The sequence below is a fragment of the Streptomyces sp. NPDC006551 genome, from assembly GCF_040611675.1.
Lineage (GTDB): Bacteria > Actinomycetota > Actinomycetes > Streptomycetales > Streptomycetaceae > Streptomyces.
Map to the genome: position 1 here is coordinate 1 of NZ_JBEXOT010000074.1, position 16,133 is coordinate 16,133.

14 protein-coding genes are annotated in these 16,133 nt (G+C 70.5%); 8 read left to right on the forward strand and 6 right to left on the reverse strand.

The genetic code is table 11. The annotated features are described in order from the left end of the window. Positions 1–126: 126 nt before the first annotated feature. The 3 genes from ABZY12_RS33425 to ABZY12_RS33435 form a co-directional block, all read right to left on the reverse strand. A complete protein-coding gene (locus ABZY12_RS33425) occupies positions 127–1,323 on the reverse strand; it encodes a DUF5667 domain-containing protein (RefSeq protein ID WP_356897069.1) in 1,197 nt (398 codons plus the stop codon). Between the two features lie 292 nt (positions 1,324–1,615). After that, the gene (locus ABZY12_RS33430; protein WP_215069951.1) at positions 1,616–2,407 is read right to left on the reverse strand and encodes an ECF subfamily RNA polymerase sigma factor, BldN family; all 792 of its coding nucleotides are present in this window, start codon (positions 2,405–2,407) and stop codon (positions 1,616–1,618) included. A 458-nt stretch (positions 2,408–2,865) separates the two neighbouring features. After that, the gene (locus ABZY12_RS33435) at positions 2,866–3,807 is read right to left on the reverse strand and encodes an HAD-IB family hydrolase (protein ID WP_356897071.1); all 942 of its coding nucleotides are present in this window, start codon (positions 3,805–3,807) and stop codon (positions 2,866–2,868) included. Between the two features lie 162 nt (positions 3,808–3,969). Between ABZY12_RS33435 and ABZY12_RS33440 the strand changes: the two genes are divergently transcribed. The 6 genes from ABZY12_RS33440 (at position 3,970) to hemB (ending at position 10,431) form a co-directional block, all read left to right on the forward strand. Beyond that, the gene (locus ABZY12_RS33440; RefSeq protein WP_356897073.1) at positions 3,970–4,269 is read left to right on the forward strand and encodes a glutaredoxin family protein; all 300 of its coding nucleotides are present in this window, start codon (positions 3,970–3,972) and stop codon (positions 4,267–4,269) included. 272 nt (positions 4,270–4,541) lie between these two features. Continuing rightward, positions 4,542–5,315 carry a redox-sensing transcriptional repressor Rex gene (locus ABZY12_RS33445; protein WP_356897075.1) on the forward strand — a complete coding sequence of 258 codons (774 nt, stop codon included), beginning with the start codon at positions 4,542–4,544 and terminating at the stop codon, positions 5,313–5,315. Continuing rightward, complete coding sequence (locus ABZY12_RS33450; RefSeq protein WP_356897077.1) at positions 5,312–6,667, forward strand: glutamyl-tRNA reductase; 1,356 nt, start codon at positions 5,312–5,314, stop codon at positions 6,665–6,667. Before ABZY12_RS33445 ends, ABZY12_RS33450 begins: the two co-directional genes overlap by 4 nt. Further along, positions 6,664–7,635 carry a hydroxymethylbilane synthase gene (gene hemC / locus ABZY12_RS33455; RefSeq protein WP_356897079.1) on the forward strand — a complete coding sequence of 324 codons (972 nt, stop codon included), beginning with the start codon at positions 6,664–6,666 and terminating at the stop codon, positions 7,633–7,635. The genes ABZY12_RS33450 and hemC overlap by 4 nt, the downstream gene beginning before the upstream one ends. Continuing rightward, positions 7,632–9,302 (forward strand): uroporphyrinogen-III synthase, encoded by a 1,671-nt coding sequence (locus tag ABZY12_RS33460; protein ID WP_356897081.1) that lies wholly within the window; start codon positions 7,632–7,634, stop codon positions 9,300–9,302. Before hemC ends, ABZY12_RS33460 begins: the two co-directional genes overlap by 4 nt. 127 nt (positions 9,303–9,429) lie before the next feature. Beyond that, positions 9,430–10,431, forward strand: a complete 1,002-nt coding sequence (hemB, locus tag ABZY12_RS33465; protein ID WP_356897083.1) for a porphobilinogen synthase — start codon at positions 9,430–9,432, stop codon at positions 10,429–10,431. Here the strand turns inward: hemB and ABZY12_RS33470 are convergent. Beyond that, the gene (locus ABZY12_RS33470; protein WP_356897085.1) at positions 10,415–10,945 is read right to left on the reverse strand and encodes a hypothetical protein; all 531 of its coding nucleotides are present in this window, start codon (positions 10,943–10,945) and stop codon (positions 10,415–10,417) included. The genes hemB and ABZY12_RS33470 overlap by 17 nt on opposite strands. A gap of 41 nt (positions 10,946–10,986) precedes the next feature. Beyond that, positions 10,987–11,874: an NAD(P)-binding domain-containing protein gene (locus ABZY12_RS33475; protein ID WP_356897087.1), complete on the reverse strand. Its 888-nt coding sequence runs from the start codon at positions 11,872–11,874 to the stop codon at positions 10,987–10,989. A 171-nt stretch (positions 11,875–12,045) separates the two neighbouring features. Here ABZY12_RS33475 and ABZY12_RS33480 point away from each other — a divergent pair, with 171 nt between their 5' ends. Next, positions 12,046–12,315: a DUF1876 domain-containing protein gene (locus ABZY12_RS33480; protein ID WP_356897089.1), complete on the forward strand. Its 270-nt coding sequence runs from the start codon at positions 12,046–12,048 to the stop codon at positions 12,313–12,315. 84 nt (positions 12,316–12,399) lie between these two features. Here ABZY12_RS33480 and argS read toward each other — a convergent pair whose 3' ends face one another. Then, positions 12,400–14,169, reverse strand: coding sequence for an arginine--tRNA ligase (gene argS, locus ABZY12_RS33485; protein WP_356897091.1), 1,770 nt, complete (start codon positions 14,167–14,169; stop codon positions 12,400–12,402). Between the two features lie 177 nt (positions 14,170–14,346). Here argS and lysS point away from each other — a divergent pair, with 177 nt between their 5' ends. Next, positions 14,347–16,074 (forward strand): lysine--tRNA ligase, encoded by a 1,728-nt coding sequence (gene lysS, locus ABZY12_RS33490; protein WP_356897093.1) that lies wholly within the window; start codon positions 14,347–14,349, stop codon positions 16,072–16,074. Positions 16,075–16,133 lie beyond the last annotated feature (59 nt).

The following is a 16,133-nucleotide window of genomic DNA, read 5'->3' on the forward strand; positions in this document are numbered from 1 at the left end:
CTGTTTTCCTTGTCTTCTGGGCGGGGCGGCTGGCGTTGGTCGTTGCGCGGGGCCGGGGGGGGGGGGCCCCCCCGGGGGGGGGGGGGGGCCCCCCCCCCCGCGGGGGGGGCCCCCCCCACACTCGTATCAGCGTGCGTCCTCGCCTTCGATGCCGAGGCCGGGGAGGAGGCCCGGCAGCAGCGGCGGGATCGTCACATCCGGCATCGGAGGTACCGACTGGTCGCCCGCTGGGACCGAGGGCACGCCTGCAGGGGGCTGGTCGAGCAGGCCGCCCGGGTCCCCTCCCAGCAGGCCGTCGTTCTCCGGTGAGCCGGTGCCCGAACCCGAGGGCTGGGGCAGGGTGCTGCCGTCGCCCGCGGTGGGAGCGATGGGGGAGGAGGGCGGGCGCTGGGTGTGCCCGCCCGAGGCGTCCTGCGTGGAGCCGGGGGTACCGGTGTCGACGGCACCCTTCTGCGGGGTGCGGGGGAGCATCCCCTGGAGCGGCTCGACCTCTTCGTCTATGGCGACGAAGACGTCGTTCACCGCGTCGCCGACGTCCGTGAGCTGGATCGGCAGGCGGTCGCGCAGGCCGTTCCAGGTGTCGCGGTGGGCCTGGGCGAAGGAGTTGAGCCGGGCCATCGGGGCGATGGAACCGTCCTTCTCGTACGCCTGGCGCAGCAGTCGATGGCCTTCGGAGGCGTCGTGCTTCATGCCGCCGAGGACCCGGCGGATCTCGCCGAGCGACTCGTGGTCGAGGTCGCCGGCGCGCCCGCGTTCCATCAGTCTGCGTGCTTCGCTGAGCCGGGTCGATGCCTGGTCCAGATAGATACCGCCCCGGTCGGCGTCGTCGTCCGCCATCCCGAGCTTGATGTCTTCCATCCCGCGCTTCAGCCCGTAGAGCGAGTCACCGGGGAGGGCGTCGGAGCTGGCAGCGGCCACACCGCTGAAAGCGCCCGCGGCCACACCGACCGTGAGGCCGCCCGCGGCGATGCCCCTCGACCAGCGGGAGCGGGGACGCAATTTCCGGAGTGGGGAGGCCCGGTGGGCTCCCCGTCCGCTCGATGTCCGTTGCTCCGGCACGGTAGGGCCCGCAGCCGCGCTGCCCTCCGCGACCATCGCTTCCATGGCGGCGACGAGCTGGGCTCGTTGCACCACCTTGACCTCGGGGTCCATCTCCGGTTTCGGCAGTTCGCCGAGACCGTTCGTCAGCGCCAACAGCCGCCCCTGCTCGGCCGGTTCGGCCGACGTCTCGGGCTGCTCGGCCGCCGCGCCCTCGGACGCCCGATCCTCCAGGGCCTGGGCGAAGGCGTTCGCCCGCCGGTGCGCCGATACATTCGCGATCACTGGCGGCACCTCCTCTCGTCATGACGGTCGACTCCCCGGGGTGTCCGGAAGGTTGCACACCTTGAGCACATCCACACGAATGAGTGAGTGGCTGCGGCCAAGGTGTGACCACAGGGAGCCTGCATTCCGCACAACGAGCGGCGCGGCACTTGGGTTACGCGCGAAAGATGATCGGACCAGTGCGTCATCGAGGCGTCACCGACTGTGAGTTGACGGGGGTAGTGGGGACGTGGGGGGAAGGTGCGGAGCGGGGGACGTGGGAGGGGAGGGCGCTGTGGGGGGCGCGAAGCGGTCAGCGGGCGTCGTCCGGGAGGAGGCGTGCCAGGGTGCGCACCGCCCGGTACTGGAGGGTCTTGATCGCACCCTCGTTCTTGCCCATGACCCGGGCCGTCTCGGCGACGGAGAGACCTTGCAGGAAGCGCAGGGTCACGCACTCCTGCTGCTGCGGGTTGAGCCGGCGGACCGCGTCGAGGAGGGCCGCGTTGGAGAGGGACTCCAGGACGGAGTCCTCGGGGCTGCGCTCGACCTCGTTGGCGTCGAGCATTTCGCCCGTGGTCACTTCCAGCCGGAAACGGCTCGACTTGAAGTGGTCTGCGACCAGGTTGCGGGCGATGGTGACCAGCCAGGCGCCGAAGTCACGGCCCTGCCAGGTGAACGTGGAGATCCGGCGCAGGGCGCGCAGGAACGTCTCACTGGTGAGGTCTTCCGCGGTCGCCTTTCCGCCGACGCGGTAATAGATGTAGCGGTAGACGGTGTCGCTGTACTGGTCGTACAGGCGGCCGAAGGCCTCGGCCTCACCGGCCTGGGCGCGCTCGACCAGGTCCATCATGCGAGCGCTGTCGCTGTCGGCGGTGGGGCGGCGGGCGGCGGTCGAGGTTCCGGTGCCGCCGCGGCTGCCCCGTCTGCCGACAGCGGCACCGCTCTCGGCGAGGGCATAGCAGGGACCGGCGGGTGCCGGTGCGGCGAAGGCAAAGGCGGGGACAGGGACGGCGTACGCGGTGGGGACGAAGCCGCGCAAGTGGTCGAGGACCGTTGCGCGCAGCGTAGCCAGGCCCGAGGCGTCAACCCCGACGTGTGGGTACACGGGACTCCCAGAGGCAGAGCTTCCATCACGTGCAGTGCGGGACCGTTCACTCGTCGTGGCGACGTGTGGGTTCCGTTGTGCGTCTGAGGAGAATAACGCTTCGTACAGGCAGCGCTACACCCAGTTGCTCAAATCATCGATTCCGTCGTATCTGTTACCGCTTGAAGTCGGATCGAGTCGAACTTCGTGACCGATTGTTGATCGGATTACTTCCGAGTGTGACTGCGCCCAGGCTCTGTTGTGGTCGAGTGTGGGACGGGGGAGTGATCTGGCCCGCTGCTGGGTAGGGAGCCGCGAATGCCTCCGGGTCGACGTGTGCGGAGGTGTTCGACCACGTACGGGTGAGCCGCGCCGGTCCAGGGTTGTCGCAGGTGATCTCAGCCGAAACGTATCGGCAGGTCGAAAGCTCACCGCGCGTGACGGAGCCGGTGGGGCGGAGTCGGTCGTGAGGCCGTGGTTCAGCGGCGGCGGCGGTGCAGGGCGACCGCGGCGGCGGTGCCGCCCGCCAGCGCGCCGACACCCGCGGCGGCGGGGATGCCGACCTTGGCCGCCTTGCGGCCCGTGCGGTAGTCGCGCAGCCGCCATTCGCGCGCCTTGGCGTACTTGCGCAGCTTGGTGTCGGGGTTGATGGCGTAGGGGTGCCCGACCAGCGACAGCATCGGGATGTCGTTGTGGGAGTCGCTGTAGGCGGCGCAGCGGTTCAGGTCCAGGCCCTCGGCCGCGGCCAGCGCGCGCACCGCCTCGGCCTTGGCCGGCCCGTGCAGGGGTTCGCCGACCAGCTTGCCGGTGTAGACGCCGTCGACGGACTCGGCGACCGTGCCGAGCGCGCCGGTCAGACCGAGCCGGCGGGCGATGATCGTGGCCGTCTCGACGGGGGCGGCCGTGACCAGCCAGACCTTCTGTCCGGCGTCCAGGTGTGCCTGGGCCAGCGCGCGGGTGCCGGGCCAGATCCGGTCGGCCATGTACTCGTCGTAGATCTCCTCGCCGATCGACATCAGCTCGGAGACGCGGTGGCCCTGGACGATCGACAGGGCGCTCTCGCGGGCGTCCTGCATGTGTTCCGGGTCCTCGACGCCGGCCAGCCGGAACCACGCCTGCTGCCAGGCGAACCGGGCGAGCTCGCGGCGCTGGAAGAACTTCCGCTTGTACAGGCCGCGGCCGAAGTGGAAGATCGCGGCGCCCTGCATGACGGTGTTGTCGAGGTCGAAGAAGGCGGCTGCCCGCACATCGCCGACGACGGGGAACGCGGGCTCGGCGGGCTCGGCCGCCGCCTCTTCCTCCCGCTCCAGTTCGAGCTGCTGCGAGGTCTTGCGCGCTGCCTCGGCAGCGGCCTCGCCTGCCAGAACGCTCCGCGCGGTGGCGGAGCGCCTACGAGGGGTGAGCCATCCCAGTGCGGCCATGGCGTGAGCATAGCCAGTCTGTTCGGTACTTCCCGACTTGTGGGAATGCCGGGGTGTGAACACCGCGCGACTCTCCTGTCGAGCGGACCGCGAGGAGCAAGCTGGAGGGAGAGGGCCCGCGCTGCCTCCGGACGGCGCGGACGCGCACCCGTACGGCGCAGAATGGAGGGCATGTTCGGACGGACGAAGAAGAAGGACACCTCCGCGGCCCCCGTCGCCTCCGCTCCGCGGACCGTGACGCTGATCGGCAAGCCGGGCTGTCACCTCTGCGACGACGCCCGTTCCGTGATCGAGGCGGTCTGCGCCGAGACCGGGGCGAGCTGGGAGGAGAAGGACATCACCCAGGACGAGGAGCTGTACCGGGCGTACTGGGAGCAGATTCCCGTGGTCCTGGTCGACGGTGAGCAGCACACCTTCTGGCGGGTGGACGCCGGGCGGCTGCGCCGTGAACTGGGTGGCTGACCGGAAGACGGTTACCATCATGGACGTTTTGTTGGGTCCCGGGGGCGTGATCGTGAGGAGAGTGTGCGGTTTTGCCCCCTTCGGATGCTCAACGGGCTGACGCGCTCCGCGGTTCCGTCATCAGACGAACCGGGCGCGTGACCCCGGTCACTTTGGCCGGACAAAACGGACACCATCTTTGTGCACGCGTTCACAAAGACATAGCCTGCATTCGACGGGGCGGTCCTGGGACATATGGCCGCCTACAGCCCCGCTCATCCCGCAGGAGCACCGTGGCAACTGGCCGAACTCACCGACCGGCGACCCGCAGCCGAGGAATTCCCGAGGCCACCGTCGCCCGCCTTCCGCTGTATCTGCGTGCGCTCACCGCACTGTCGGAGCGCTCCGTACCCACGGTCTCCTCCGAGGAACTCGCAGCCGCCGCGGGGGTCAACTCCGCGAAGCTGCGGAAGGACTTCAGCTACCTCGGCTCGTACGGCACGCGCGGAGTCGGCTACGACGTCGAGTACCTCGTCTACCAGATCTCCCGCGAGCTGGGCCTGACGCAGGACTGGCCCGTCGTGATCGTCGGTATCGGTAACCTCGGCGCCGCCCTCGCCAACTACGGCGGGTTCGCCTCCCGTGGCTTCCGGGTCGCCGCGCTGATCGACGCCGACCCCGCCATGGCCGGTACGCCGGTCGCCGGGATCCCCGTCCAGCACACCGACGAGCTCGAGAAGATCATCGAGGAGAACGACGTCTCCATCGGTGTCATCTCGACGCCGGCCGGCGCCGCCCAGCAGGTCTGCGACCGGCTCGTGGCCGCCGGGGTCACCTCCATCCTCAACTTCGCCCCGACCGTGCTGTCCGTGCCCGACGGCGTGGACGTGCGCAAGGTCGACCTCTCCATCGAGCTGCAGATCCTCGCCTTCCACGAGCAGCGCAAGGCCGGCGAGGAAGCGGACGCCGAGGGCGCCGCCGCCGTGCCGCCCGCCGTTCGCGGCGGCTCCACGGGCCCGGCCCGGAAGGGACCCGACGGGGACGTCCCCGCCGTGATGCCGGCATGAGCCTCCTCGTCGTCGGGCTGAGCCACCGCAGCGCCCCGGTCAGTGTCCTGGAGCGGGCCTCGCTCGCCGCGGACACCCAGGTCAAGCTGCTGCAGGACACCCTCGCCGCCGAGCCGGCCGCCGAGGGCGCGGTCCTGGCCACCTGCAACCGCATCGAGCTCTACGCCGACGTGGACAAGTTCCACGCCGGTGTCGCCGAGCTGTCCACGCTGCTCGCCCAGCACAGCGGCGTCGGCCTCGAAGAGCTCACCCCCTATCTCTACGTGCACTACGAGGACCGGGCCGTCCACCACCTCTTCTCGGTGGCGTGCGGGCTCGACTCGATGGTCGTCGGCGAGGGCCAGATCCTCGGCCAGATCAAGGACGCCCTGGCGCTCGGCCAGGACCTGCACACCGCGGGCCGGCTCCTCAACGACCTGTTCCAGCAGGCGCTGCGGGTCGGCAAGCGCGCTCACAGCGAGACCGGGATCGACCGGGCCGGGCAGTCGCTCGTCACCTTCGGTCTCGAGCAGCTCGCCGACGGCACGGATGTCGGCGCCTGGGCGGCGGGCAAGCGCGCCCTGGTCATCGGCGCCGGATCCATGTCCTCGCTGGCCGCCGCCACGCTCGCGCGCGCCGGGGTCTCCGAGATCGTGATCGCCAACCGCACGGCGGCCCGCGCCGAGCGGCTCGTACAGATCCTGACCGAGCCCGGTGGTACGGGTGTGGCCGCGCGCGCGGTCGAGATAGTTGCCGTCGGCGACGAACTGACACGTGCCGACGTCGTCGTCTCCTGCACCGGAGCCACCGGACTCGTCCTGACCGGCGCGGCCGTCGAGACCGCGATGGCGGGCCGTACGGCTCCGCTCGCGCTGCTCGACCTCGCCATGCCCCGTGACATCGACGCGGCCGCCCACCGCATGCCGGGTGTGCGCCTCGTCGACATCGAGTCGCTGGCCGAGGCGTCGGCCGACGCCCCGATGGCCGCCGACGTCGACCAGGTGCGCTCCATCGTCGCCGACGAGGTGGCCGCCTTCGGCGCCGCCCAGCGCGCCGCGCACATCACCCCGACCGTGGTCGCCCTGCGCACCATGGCCGCCGACGTGGTCGCGGGCGAGGTGGCCCGGCTCGAGGGCCGGCTGCCCGACCTCGACGACCGGCAGCGCGCCGAGATCACCCAGACCGTGCGACGCGTGGTGGACAAGCTCCTGCACGCGCCGACCGTACGGGTCAAGCAGCTGGCCGGCGAACCCGGCGGCGCCGGGTACGCAGACGCGCTGCGGACACTCTTCGACCTCGACCCGGAGACGGTCGCCTCCGTCTCCCGGGCCGACCTGAATGACGCCGACGTCAAGAACCGAGGGCGAGTATGACCGAGAGGGCACTGAGGCTCGGGACCAGGCGCAGCAAGCTCGCCCTGGCCCAGTCCGGGCATGTGGCCGACGCCGTCCGGCAGCTGTCCGGCCGGCCCGTCGAGCTCGTGGAGATCACGACGTACGGGGACGTCTCCCGCGAGCACCTCGCGCAGATCGGCGGCACCGGCGTGTTCGTCGCCGCCCTGCGCGACGCGCTCCTGGCCGGCGAGGTGGACTTCGCCGTCCACTCCCTGAAGGACCTGCCGACCGCCCAGCACCCCGACCTGGTGCTGGCCGCGATCCCGCAGCGCGAGGACCCGCGCGACGTGCTCGTCGCACGCGACGGGCTGACGCTCGACCGGCTGCCGAAGGGCGCCCGGATCGGCACCGGCTCCCCGCGCCGCACGGCCCAGCTGAACGCCTACGCGCGCAGCCACGGGCTGACCATCGAGACCGTGCCGATCCGCGGGAACATCGACACCCGCGTCGGATACGTGCACAAGGGTGAGCTGGACGCGGTGGTTCTCGCCGCGGCCGGCCTCAACCGCATCGGCAGGACCGACGAGGTGACCGACTTCCTGTCGGTCGACGCCGTCCTGCCCGCCCCCGGCCAGGGGGCACTGGCGATCGAGTGCGCGGCTTCCGCCACCGACCTCGTCGCCGTGCTCGCCGAGCTCGACGACCCGTACACCCGGGCCGCCGTGACCGCCGAGCGTTCCCTGCTCGCCGCCCTGGAGGCCGGCTGCTCCGCACCCGTGGGAGCACTGGCCGACCTGCTGGCCGAGGATTCCGGCCGCGGGCAGACTGTCACCGAAATGCGCCTGCGCGGCGTCGTCGGCACCACCGACGGCTCGACGCTGGTGCAGCTGTCCACCACCGGTCCCGTACCCACGTCGTACGACGAGGCGATGGCGCTCGGACGCGAACTCGCGGACGAGATGCTCGCCAAGGGTGCGGCCGGTCTTATGGGGGAGCGAGCACTTTGAGCCCCACCAGTCCGACCACCAGCCCCGTGTCCTCGGCCTTCACCGGCCATGGGAACGTCACCTTCCTGGGTGCCGGACCCGGCGACCCCGGACTACTGACCCTCCGGGCCGTCGAGGCCCTGGCGGGGGCGGACGTCCTGATCGCCGAGCCGGAGGTGCTCGAGGTCGTCCGCGGCCATGCGCGCGCAGGCGTGAGCACGCCTGAGCTGACGGTTGTTGACGAGGCGTCAACAGCCGCCGGTGTCCCCGTGTTGAGGGATGCGGCCAATCTTGTCATGGAGGCCGCGCGGGGCGGCAAGCGGGTCGTCCGTGCGGTGACCGGCGACCCCGGCCTCGACGGGAACGCGGGCGCCGAGATGCTCGCCTGCGCCGCCGAGGGCATCCCCTTCGAGGTCGTCCCCGGTGTCGCGACGGCGGTGGGCGTACCCGCGTACGCCGGTGTTCCGCTGCGCGACGCCCAGGGCACCGACGTGCGGTTCGTGGACGCCCGGACCGCCGACGACCGGTGCTGGAGCGAGGTCGGCGCCTCGGACGGCACCGTCGTCGTGTCCACCTCGCTGGACTCGGTGGCGGCGGCGGCCGGGGAGCTGGTGGCGGCTGGCCGTAAGCCGGACACCCCTCTCACGGTCACCATCGCCGGCACGACGACGCGGCAGCGGACGTGGACCGCGACGCTCGGCACGATCGCGCAGGTCTTCAAGCAGGGCAAGGTGCTCCCCTCGCCCGAGGGCCACCGGCCGGTCATAGCCGTGGTCGGCGAGCGCAGCGCCCCGGCGCAGCGGGACCAGCTGGCGTGGTTCGAGTCGAAGCCGCTGTTCGGGTGGCGGGTGCTGGTGCCGCGCACGAAGGAGCAGGCCGCGTCGCTCTCCGACCAGCTGCGCAGCTATGGCGCCGTGCCGCACGAGGTGCCGACGATCGCCGTCGAGCCGCCGCGGACGCCGCAGCAGATGGAGCGTGCGGTCAAGGGGCTCGTGACCGGTCGCTACGAGTGGATCGCCTTCACGTCGGTCAACGCGGTGAAGGCGGTACGGGAGAAGTTCGAGGAGTACGGGCTCGACGCCCGGGCCTTCGCCGGGATCAAGGTCGCGGCCGTGGGCGAGCAGACCGCGGCGGCGCTGGTGGACTTCGGTGTGAAGCCGGACCTCGTGCCGAGCGGCGAGCAGTCGGCTGCGGGGCTTCTGGAGGACTGGCCGCCGTACGACCCGGTCTTCGACCCGATCGACCGCGTCTTCCTGCCGCGGGCGGACATCGCGACGGAGACGCTGGTCGCGGGGCTGATCGAGCTCGGGTGGGAGGTCGACGACGTGACGGCGTACCGGACGGTGCGCGCGTCGCCGCCGCCGGCCGACACGCGGGAGGCGATCAAGGGCGGCGGCTTCGACGCGGTGCTCTTCACCTCCTCGTCGACGGTGCGGAACCTGGTGGGCATCGCCGGGAAGCCGCACAACGTGACGGTCATCGCCTGTATCGGGCCGGCGACCGCGAAGACGGCGGAGGAGCACGGGCTGCGGGTCGACGTGCTGTCGCCGGAGCCGTCGGTGCACAAGCTGGCGGAGGCGCTGGCGGACTTCGGGCTGCGGCGGCGGGAGGCGGCGCTGGAGGCCGGCGATCCGGTGACGCGGCCGAGCGAGCGCAGGCCGGGCGCGAGACGGCGGCGGACGACGTAGTTCGGTTTCTCGGGGTGCGGGGCCTTGTCGGGGTCCCGCACCCTCGTGCGTTCGGAAGGAACGTCCACGACGGGGTCCGGCAGACTGTCGGTAAACGGATGGTTCGTACGGGCGTAGCCTCAGGCTTATGAACTCGTACGGATCCTTTCCCGGGGCGCGGCCGAGGCGGCTGCGGACGACTCCTGCCATGCGGCGGATGGTGGCCGAGACGCGGCTGAGTCCGGCCGATCTGATCCTTCCCGCGTTCGTGCGGGAGGGGATCGGCGAGCCCGTGCCGATCGCCGCGATGCCCGGGGTCGTGCAGCACACGCGGGACACCCTGCGGAAGGCCGCCGTGGAGGCGCTGGAGGCCGGGGTGTCCGGGATCATGCTGTTCGGTGTCCCGGCGGACGAGAAGAAGGACGCGGCCGGAACGGCGGGCACGGACCCGGACGGAATCCTGCAGGTCGCGATCAGGGACGTGAAGGCCGAGGTCGGGGACGATCTCGTGATCATGTCCGATCTCTGCCTGGACGAGTACACCGACCACGGCCACTGCGGGGTCCTGGACGCGAGCGGGCGGGTCGACAACGACGCCACGCTGGAACGTTACGCCGAGATGGCCCAGGTGCAGGCGGACGCCGGTGTCCATGTGGTGGGGCCGTCCGGGATGATGGACGGTCAGGTCGGGGTGGTCCGCGACGCCCTGGACACCATCGGCAAGGAGGACGTGTCGATCCTCGCGTACACCGCGAAGTACTCCTCCGCCTTCTACGGGCCGTTCCGCGAGGCCGTCGGCTCGTCGCTGACCGGTGACCGCAAGACGTACCAGCAGGACCCCGCGAACCTGCGCGAGTCGATGCGTGAGCTGGCGCTCGACCTCGAAGAGGGCGCCGACATGGTGATGGTGAAGCCGGCCGGCCCCTACCTCGACGTGCTGGCGAAGGTCGCCGAGGCCGTGGACGTGCCGGTCGCCGCGTACCAGATCAGCGGTGAGTACGCGATGGTGGAGGCCGCGGCCGAGAAGGGCTGGATCGACCGGGACAAGGCCGTCCTGGAGACGCTCACCGGGATCAGGCGCGCGGGTGCGCGGATGATCCTCACGTACTGGGCCACCGAAGCCGCGCAGAAGCTCAGTCGCGCGGTCTGACGACTCCTCGGCAGGGACGGAACCGCAGGGCGGTTCCGTCCCCTTCGTCGTCGTGGGCGGTGAGGACGTGCCCGTGCCTGCCGTCCTCGCCGCGGTGGAAGTACTGGGCGACGCCGTCGTCGGAGCGGGTGGTGCTGAGGGTGTGCACGGGCCCCTCCCGCAGGACGACGGAGCGTTCGTAGCGATACCGGCCGGGCGGACCCACCGAGATCAGGGCCTGGACCGAGTCGGCGATGGCCCGCTGGTTGGCCGGGTCGGCGGCGAAGGCGTGATGGGCGGTGGCGTCGGTCCACTGGGCGTAGTTGAGGATCGTCCGGCCGTCGGAGCCCGCCAGGCAGTAGCGGCCGAGGAACGCCTCCGGCAGTCGGGCGCCGGCCCAGGCGTCGATGACACCGTCCATGACGGCCTGCCGGCGCTCCGGGTCCGGGGTCTGCCACTGCGAGATCAAAATGAGGCCGGCGTCGGGACGGCCGAAATCGGGGAACGCGAGGGACTCCACTAAAACGTTAGTCATGTCTAACAGTTTCGCGTTCCGAAGCCCACCGTGCAAGCGCATTAACGGACGGTGAGCAGATCCGCGAGCCGTGAGAGACCGTCCCGCGCGTGACCGGCGGCGACCGCGCGGTCCAGGATCACCTGGAACGGCTCGAAGAGCTCGGTGCTGACGCCCTGATCCCTGAACGTCGTCAGGAAGTTGGGGAACGCGGCCTGGTTCACCGCAAGGCTGGAGACGTCGGTGACGTGCTGTCCGCTGTCCAGGTCCCGGGCGATCCCCGGAACGATGCCGAGCATGGCCGTGACCCACGGAACGAGAAGCTCGGAGTACTCCTCGGCGCTGACGTTCTCCGTACGGACCAGGGCCAGCGCCTGGATGACGCCGACGAACATCCCGTACATGCCGGTCAGCAGGCCGAGGTCGTACAGGGCGGCGAGGCCCGGGTCGCTCCCGGTCCACTTGGTGCCGCCGAGCGCCGCGAGAGTGGCGCGATGCGTCTCGTACGCCGCCTCGTCGCCGCTGTAGAAGACGTACGCGTCCGGGCCGGCGATCATCTGCGGGACGGCCATGATGCCGCCGTCGACGTAACGGGCACCCTGCTTCCGCGCCCAGGCGGAGAGCGTACGGGCCTGCGCCGGGGTGCCGTTGGTGAGGTTGACCAGCGTCTTGCCCGCGAGCTCCTCGGGAAGCGAGGCGAGCAGCTCGTCGACGTTGTCGTTGGACAGCAGGCACAGGACGACGAGCGGGCTCGCCGCCACCGCTTCCGCCGCCGATCCGGCGGGAAGCGCGCCCCGCGTCACCAGCGGGTCGGCCTTGGCGGGCGAACGGTTCCAGACGGTGACCCGGTGGCCCGCGTCCAGGAAGGCGCCGGCGAGGGCGCTGCCCATCATGCCGAGGCCGAGGACGGAGACCTGAGTGGAAGGCGAGGCGGGCGTGGTTTCGGACATGGAGGTGCTCCAGGGCTGGGAGAGGGAGGGTTCGGGCCGTCGGGCGGCTCGTCACCGATCCTTCTCCGCGGAGGTTCGCCCCACAAGTACCGACTTATTGGTCAGGTACGCACCGATTGGTAAGGATGGGCCGGGCGGCGCACCCTGGTAGTACCGCTGGAGGTGGTCCTCATGCAGACACTCGTCGGATGGCACATCGAGATGGAGTTCCAGGAGGACGGTGACCGGACCAGAGCGGCCGCCATGGTCCGCCTCGGTGACGGCACCGAGTTCCGCGCCCAGGGCAACGCGCACCGGCACCCCTCGGACCCGGAACAGCTGCGGGTGGGGGAGGAGATCGCGGGCGCACGCGCGCTCATGGATCTCGCCTCGCAGCTGCTGCAGAAGGCGCACACGGAGATCGACGAGGTGTCGGGCAGGACGTCCCACCCCATTCGCTGATCCCCACGGGAAAGGCCCCGACACGAGGTGTCGGGGCCTTCGCCGTATGCCTGACGTATGCCGCGTACGTGCGCCTGCCGTGCGTCAGAGACGCTCGGGGGTCCGGATGCCCAGCAGCGCCATGCCCTGGTGGAGCGTCCGGGCGGTCAGGTCGCACAGGAAGAGACGGTTCTCGGCGACCTCCTGCGCGGGCGCCGGCTTGATGACGGGGCACTGGTCGTAGAACGTCGTGTAGAGCGACGCCAGCTGGTACAGATACGCGGCCAGCTTGTGCGGGGCGTACTCCGCGGCGACCTCCGCCAGCTGCTCCCCGAACTGGTCCAGGTGCAGGGCGAGCGCGCGCTCGGCCGGGGCCAGCTCCAGCTCCGGGTGCGCCACCGGCGTACGGTCACCGGCCTTGCCGAAGATCGAACGGATACGGGCGTACGCGTACTGGAGGTACACCGACGTGTCGCCGTTGAGCGAGACCATCTGGTCCAGGTCGAACTTGTAGTCGCGCGCGGCGGACGTCGACAGGTCGGCGTACTTGACCGCGCCGATCCCGACGTACCGGCCGTTCTCCAGGATCTCCGACTCGCTCAGGCCCACCTTCTCGGCCTTCTCCCGCACGACCGCCGTCGCCCGGTCCACCGCCTCGTCCAGCAGGTCCACCAGCCTGACCGTCTCGCCCTCACGGGTCTTGAACGGCTTGCCGTCCTTGCCGAGGACCGTGCCGAACGCCAACTGGACGGCCTTGACATCGTCGTTCAGCCAGCCGGCCCGGCGGGCCGTCTCGAAGACCATCTTGAAGTGCAGCGACTGGCGGGCGTCGACCACGTACAGCAGAGTCGTCGCCTTCAGGTTCCGCACCCGGTCCCGGATCGCCGACAGGTCGGTCGCCGCGTAGCCGAAGCCGCCGTCCGACTTCTGGACGATCAGCGGGGTGGGGTTGCCGTCCGGGCCCTTGACGTCGTCGAAGAACACACACAGCGCGCCGTCGGAGCGCACCGCGACGCCCGACTCCTCGAGGACGCGGCAGGTCTCCACCAGCATGTCGTTGTAGCCGGACTCGCCGACGACGTCGGGGTCCCGGATGTCCATGTCGAGCTTGTCGAAGACGGAGTAGAAGTAGATCTTCGACTCGTCGACGAACCGCTGCCAGAGCGCGAGGGTCCGCTCGTCACCGGCCTGGAGGTCCACGACCCGCGCCCGTGCCCGCGTCTTGAACTCCTCGTCGGAGTCGAAGAGCGCGCGCGACGATTTGTAGAGCCGGTTGAGGTTCGACATCGCCTCTTCGCCGGAGACCTCGGCGCCGGAGGAGTGGTCCAGCTCGTGCGGGTGCTCGATCAGGTACTGGATGAGCATGCCGAACTGGGTGCCCCAGTCGCCGATGTGGTGGCGACGGACCACCGTCTCGCCCGTGAACTCCAGGATCTGGACCATCGCGGCACCGATCACCGCCGAGCGGAGGTGACCGACGTGCATCTCCTTGGCCACGTTCGGCTGCGCGTAGTCGATCACCGTCGTGCCGGCGTTCTCAGCGAACGGCACGCCGAGGCGGTCGTCGGCGGCGCGCGCGGCGAGAGTCCTGACGATCGCCTCGTCGGTGACCGTGATGTTCAGGAAGCCGGGGCCCGAGACCTCGATCTCCTTCAGCACGTCGTTCGCCGGGATCGCCTCGACGACCTTCGTCGCCAGCTCACGCGGATTGCCCTTGAGCTGCTTGGCCAGCGCCAGGATGCCGTTGGCCTGGAAGTCGGCCCGGTCGCTTCGTCGCAGCAGCGGGTCGGCGGAACCGGCCTCCGGCAGGGCTGCCGAGAGACCTTCCGCGAGGCGCTGCTGCACGGTCGAAGCGAGGGAAGGGACCGAGGCCATGAGCTTCCGTTCCTGTATGTGGGGCGGGTGGGCTATTTCGCTTGTCAAGTGTCCCATGGGCGGGCAACGTGTTTTCTCCCCTGTGGACAACCTCGGAGTGCTCCGTTCCGTCTGGGAGAATGGCTGACGTAGGGCAGCAAGCTTTCGAGGGAACCAAGGAAGAAGGACGTACCGACCGTGGCTCAGAGCAGCACCGAGACCGACTGGGTCTCCCGTTTCGCGGACGAGGTCATCGCCGAGTCGGAGCGACGTGCGCCTGGCAAACCGGTCGTCGTCGCCTCCGGACTCTCCCCCTCCGGCCCCATCCACCTCGGCAACCTCCGCGAGGTCATGACCCCGCACCTGGTCGCCGACGAGATCCGGCGCCGCGGACACGAGGTCCGGCACCTCATCTCGTGGGACGACTACGACCGCTACCGCAAGGTGCCCAACGGCATTCCCGGCGTGGACAAGGAGGGGTACGAGCAGCACATCGGCAAGCCGCTGACCTCCGTCCCGGCCCCGCCCGGCTCGCCGTACCCGAACTGGGCCGAGCACTTCAAGGCCGCGATGGTCGAGTCCCTGGCCGAGCTTGGCGTCGAGTACGACCCGATCAGCCAGACCGAGCAGTACACCGCGGGCACCTACCGCGAGCAGATCCTGCACGCGATGAAGCACCGCGGTGACATCGACGCGATCCTCGACCAGTACCGGACCAAGAAGGCCCCGGCCAAGAAGTCGCAGAAGCCGGTCGACGAGGCCGAGCTGGAGGCCGAGGAGGGCTCCGGCGCGGCGAGCGAGGACGACGGCTCGGGCGGCGCCGGCGGGTACTTCCCGTACAAGCCCTACTGCGGGCAGTGCGAGAAGGACCTGACGACCGTCACGTCGTACGACGACGAGACGACCGAGCTGGCCTACACCTGCACGGCCTGCGGCTTCGCCGAGACTGTCAAGCTGAGCGAGTTCAACCGCGGCAAGCTGGTCTGGAAGGTCGACTGGCCCATGCGCTGGGCGTACGAAGGCGTGATCTTCGAGCCGTCCGGAGTCGACCACTCCTCGCCGGGCTCCTCGTTCGTCGTCGGCGGCCAGATCGTGCGGCAGATCTTCGACGGCGTACAGCCGATCGGCCCCATGTACGCCTTCGTCGGCATCAGCGGCATGGCCAAGATGTCCTCGTCGCGCGGCGGCGTGCCCACCCCGGCCGACGCGCTGAAGATCATGGAAGCCCCGCTGCTGCGCTGGCTGTACGCGCGGCGGAAGCCCAACCAGTCCTTCAAGATCGCCTTCGACCAGGAGATCCAGCGGCTCTACGACGAGTGGGACAAGCTGGAGTCCAAGGTCAAGGACGGGACGGTGCTGCCGGCCGACGCGGCCGCGTACGCCCGTGCCGCGCGCACGGCCGCCGGTGAGCTGCCGCGCACCCCGCGCCCGCTGCCGTACCGGACGCTCGCCTCCGTCATGGACATCACCGCCGGCCACGACGAGCAGACCCTGCGGATCCTGACCGAACTGGACCCGGAGAACCCGGTCACCTCCCTGGACGAGGTCCGGCCCCGCCTGGACCGCGCCGAGAACTGGATCACCACCCAGGTCCCGGCCGACCAGCGCACCATCGTCCGCGACGAGCCCGACACCGAACTCCTCGGCTCGCTCGACGACGAGGGCCGCGAGTCGCTGCGCCTGCTCCTGGAAGGCCTGGACACGCACTGGTCCCTCGACGGACTGACCACCCTCGTCTACGGCGTCCCGAAGGTCATGGCCGGTCTCGACCCCGAGGCCAAGCCGACCCCGGAGCTGAAGGTCGCGCAGCGCGCCTTCTTCGCCCTGCTCTACAAGCTCCTGGTGAGCCGCGAAACCGGCCCGCGTCTGCCGACGCTGCTGCTGGCCGTGGGCGCCGACCGGGTGCGCAAGCTGCTCGGCGCGTAGCCGGACGCCGTACGCGAGAAGGCCGCCGCCCGGGTTCCGGGTCCTCCGCGCGGTCGAGC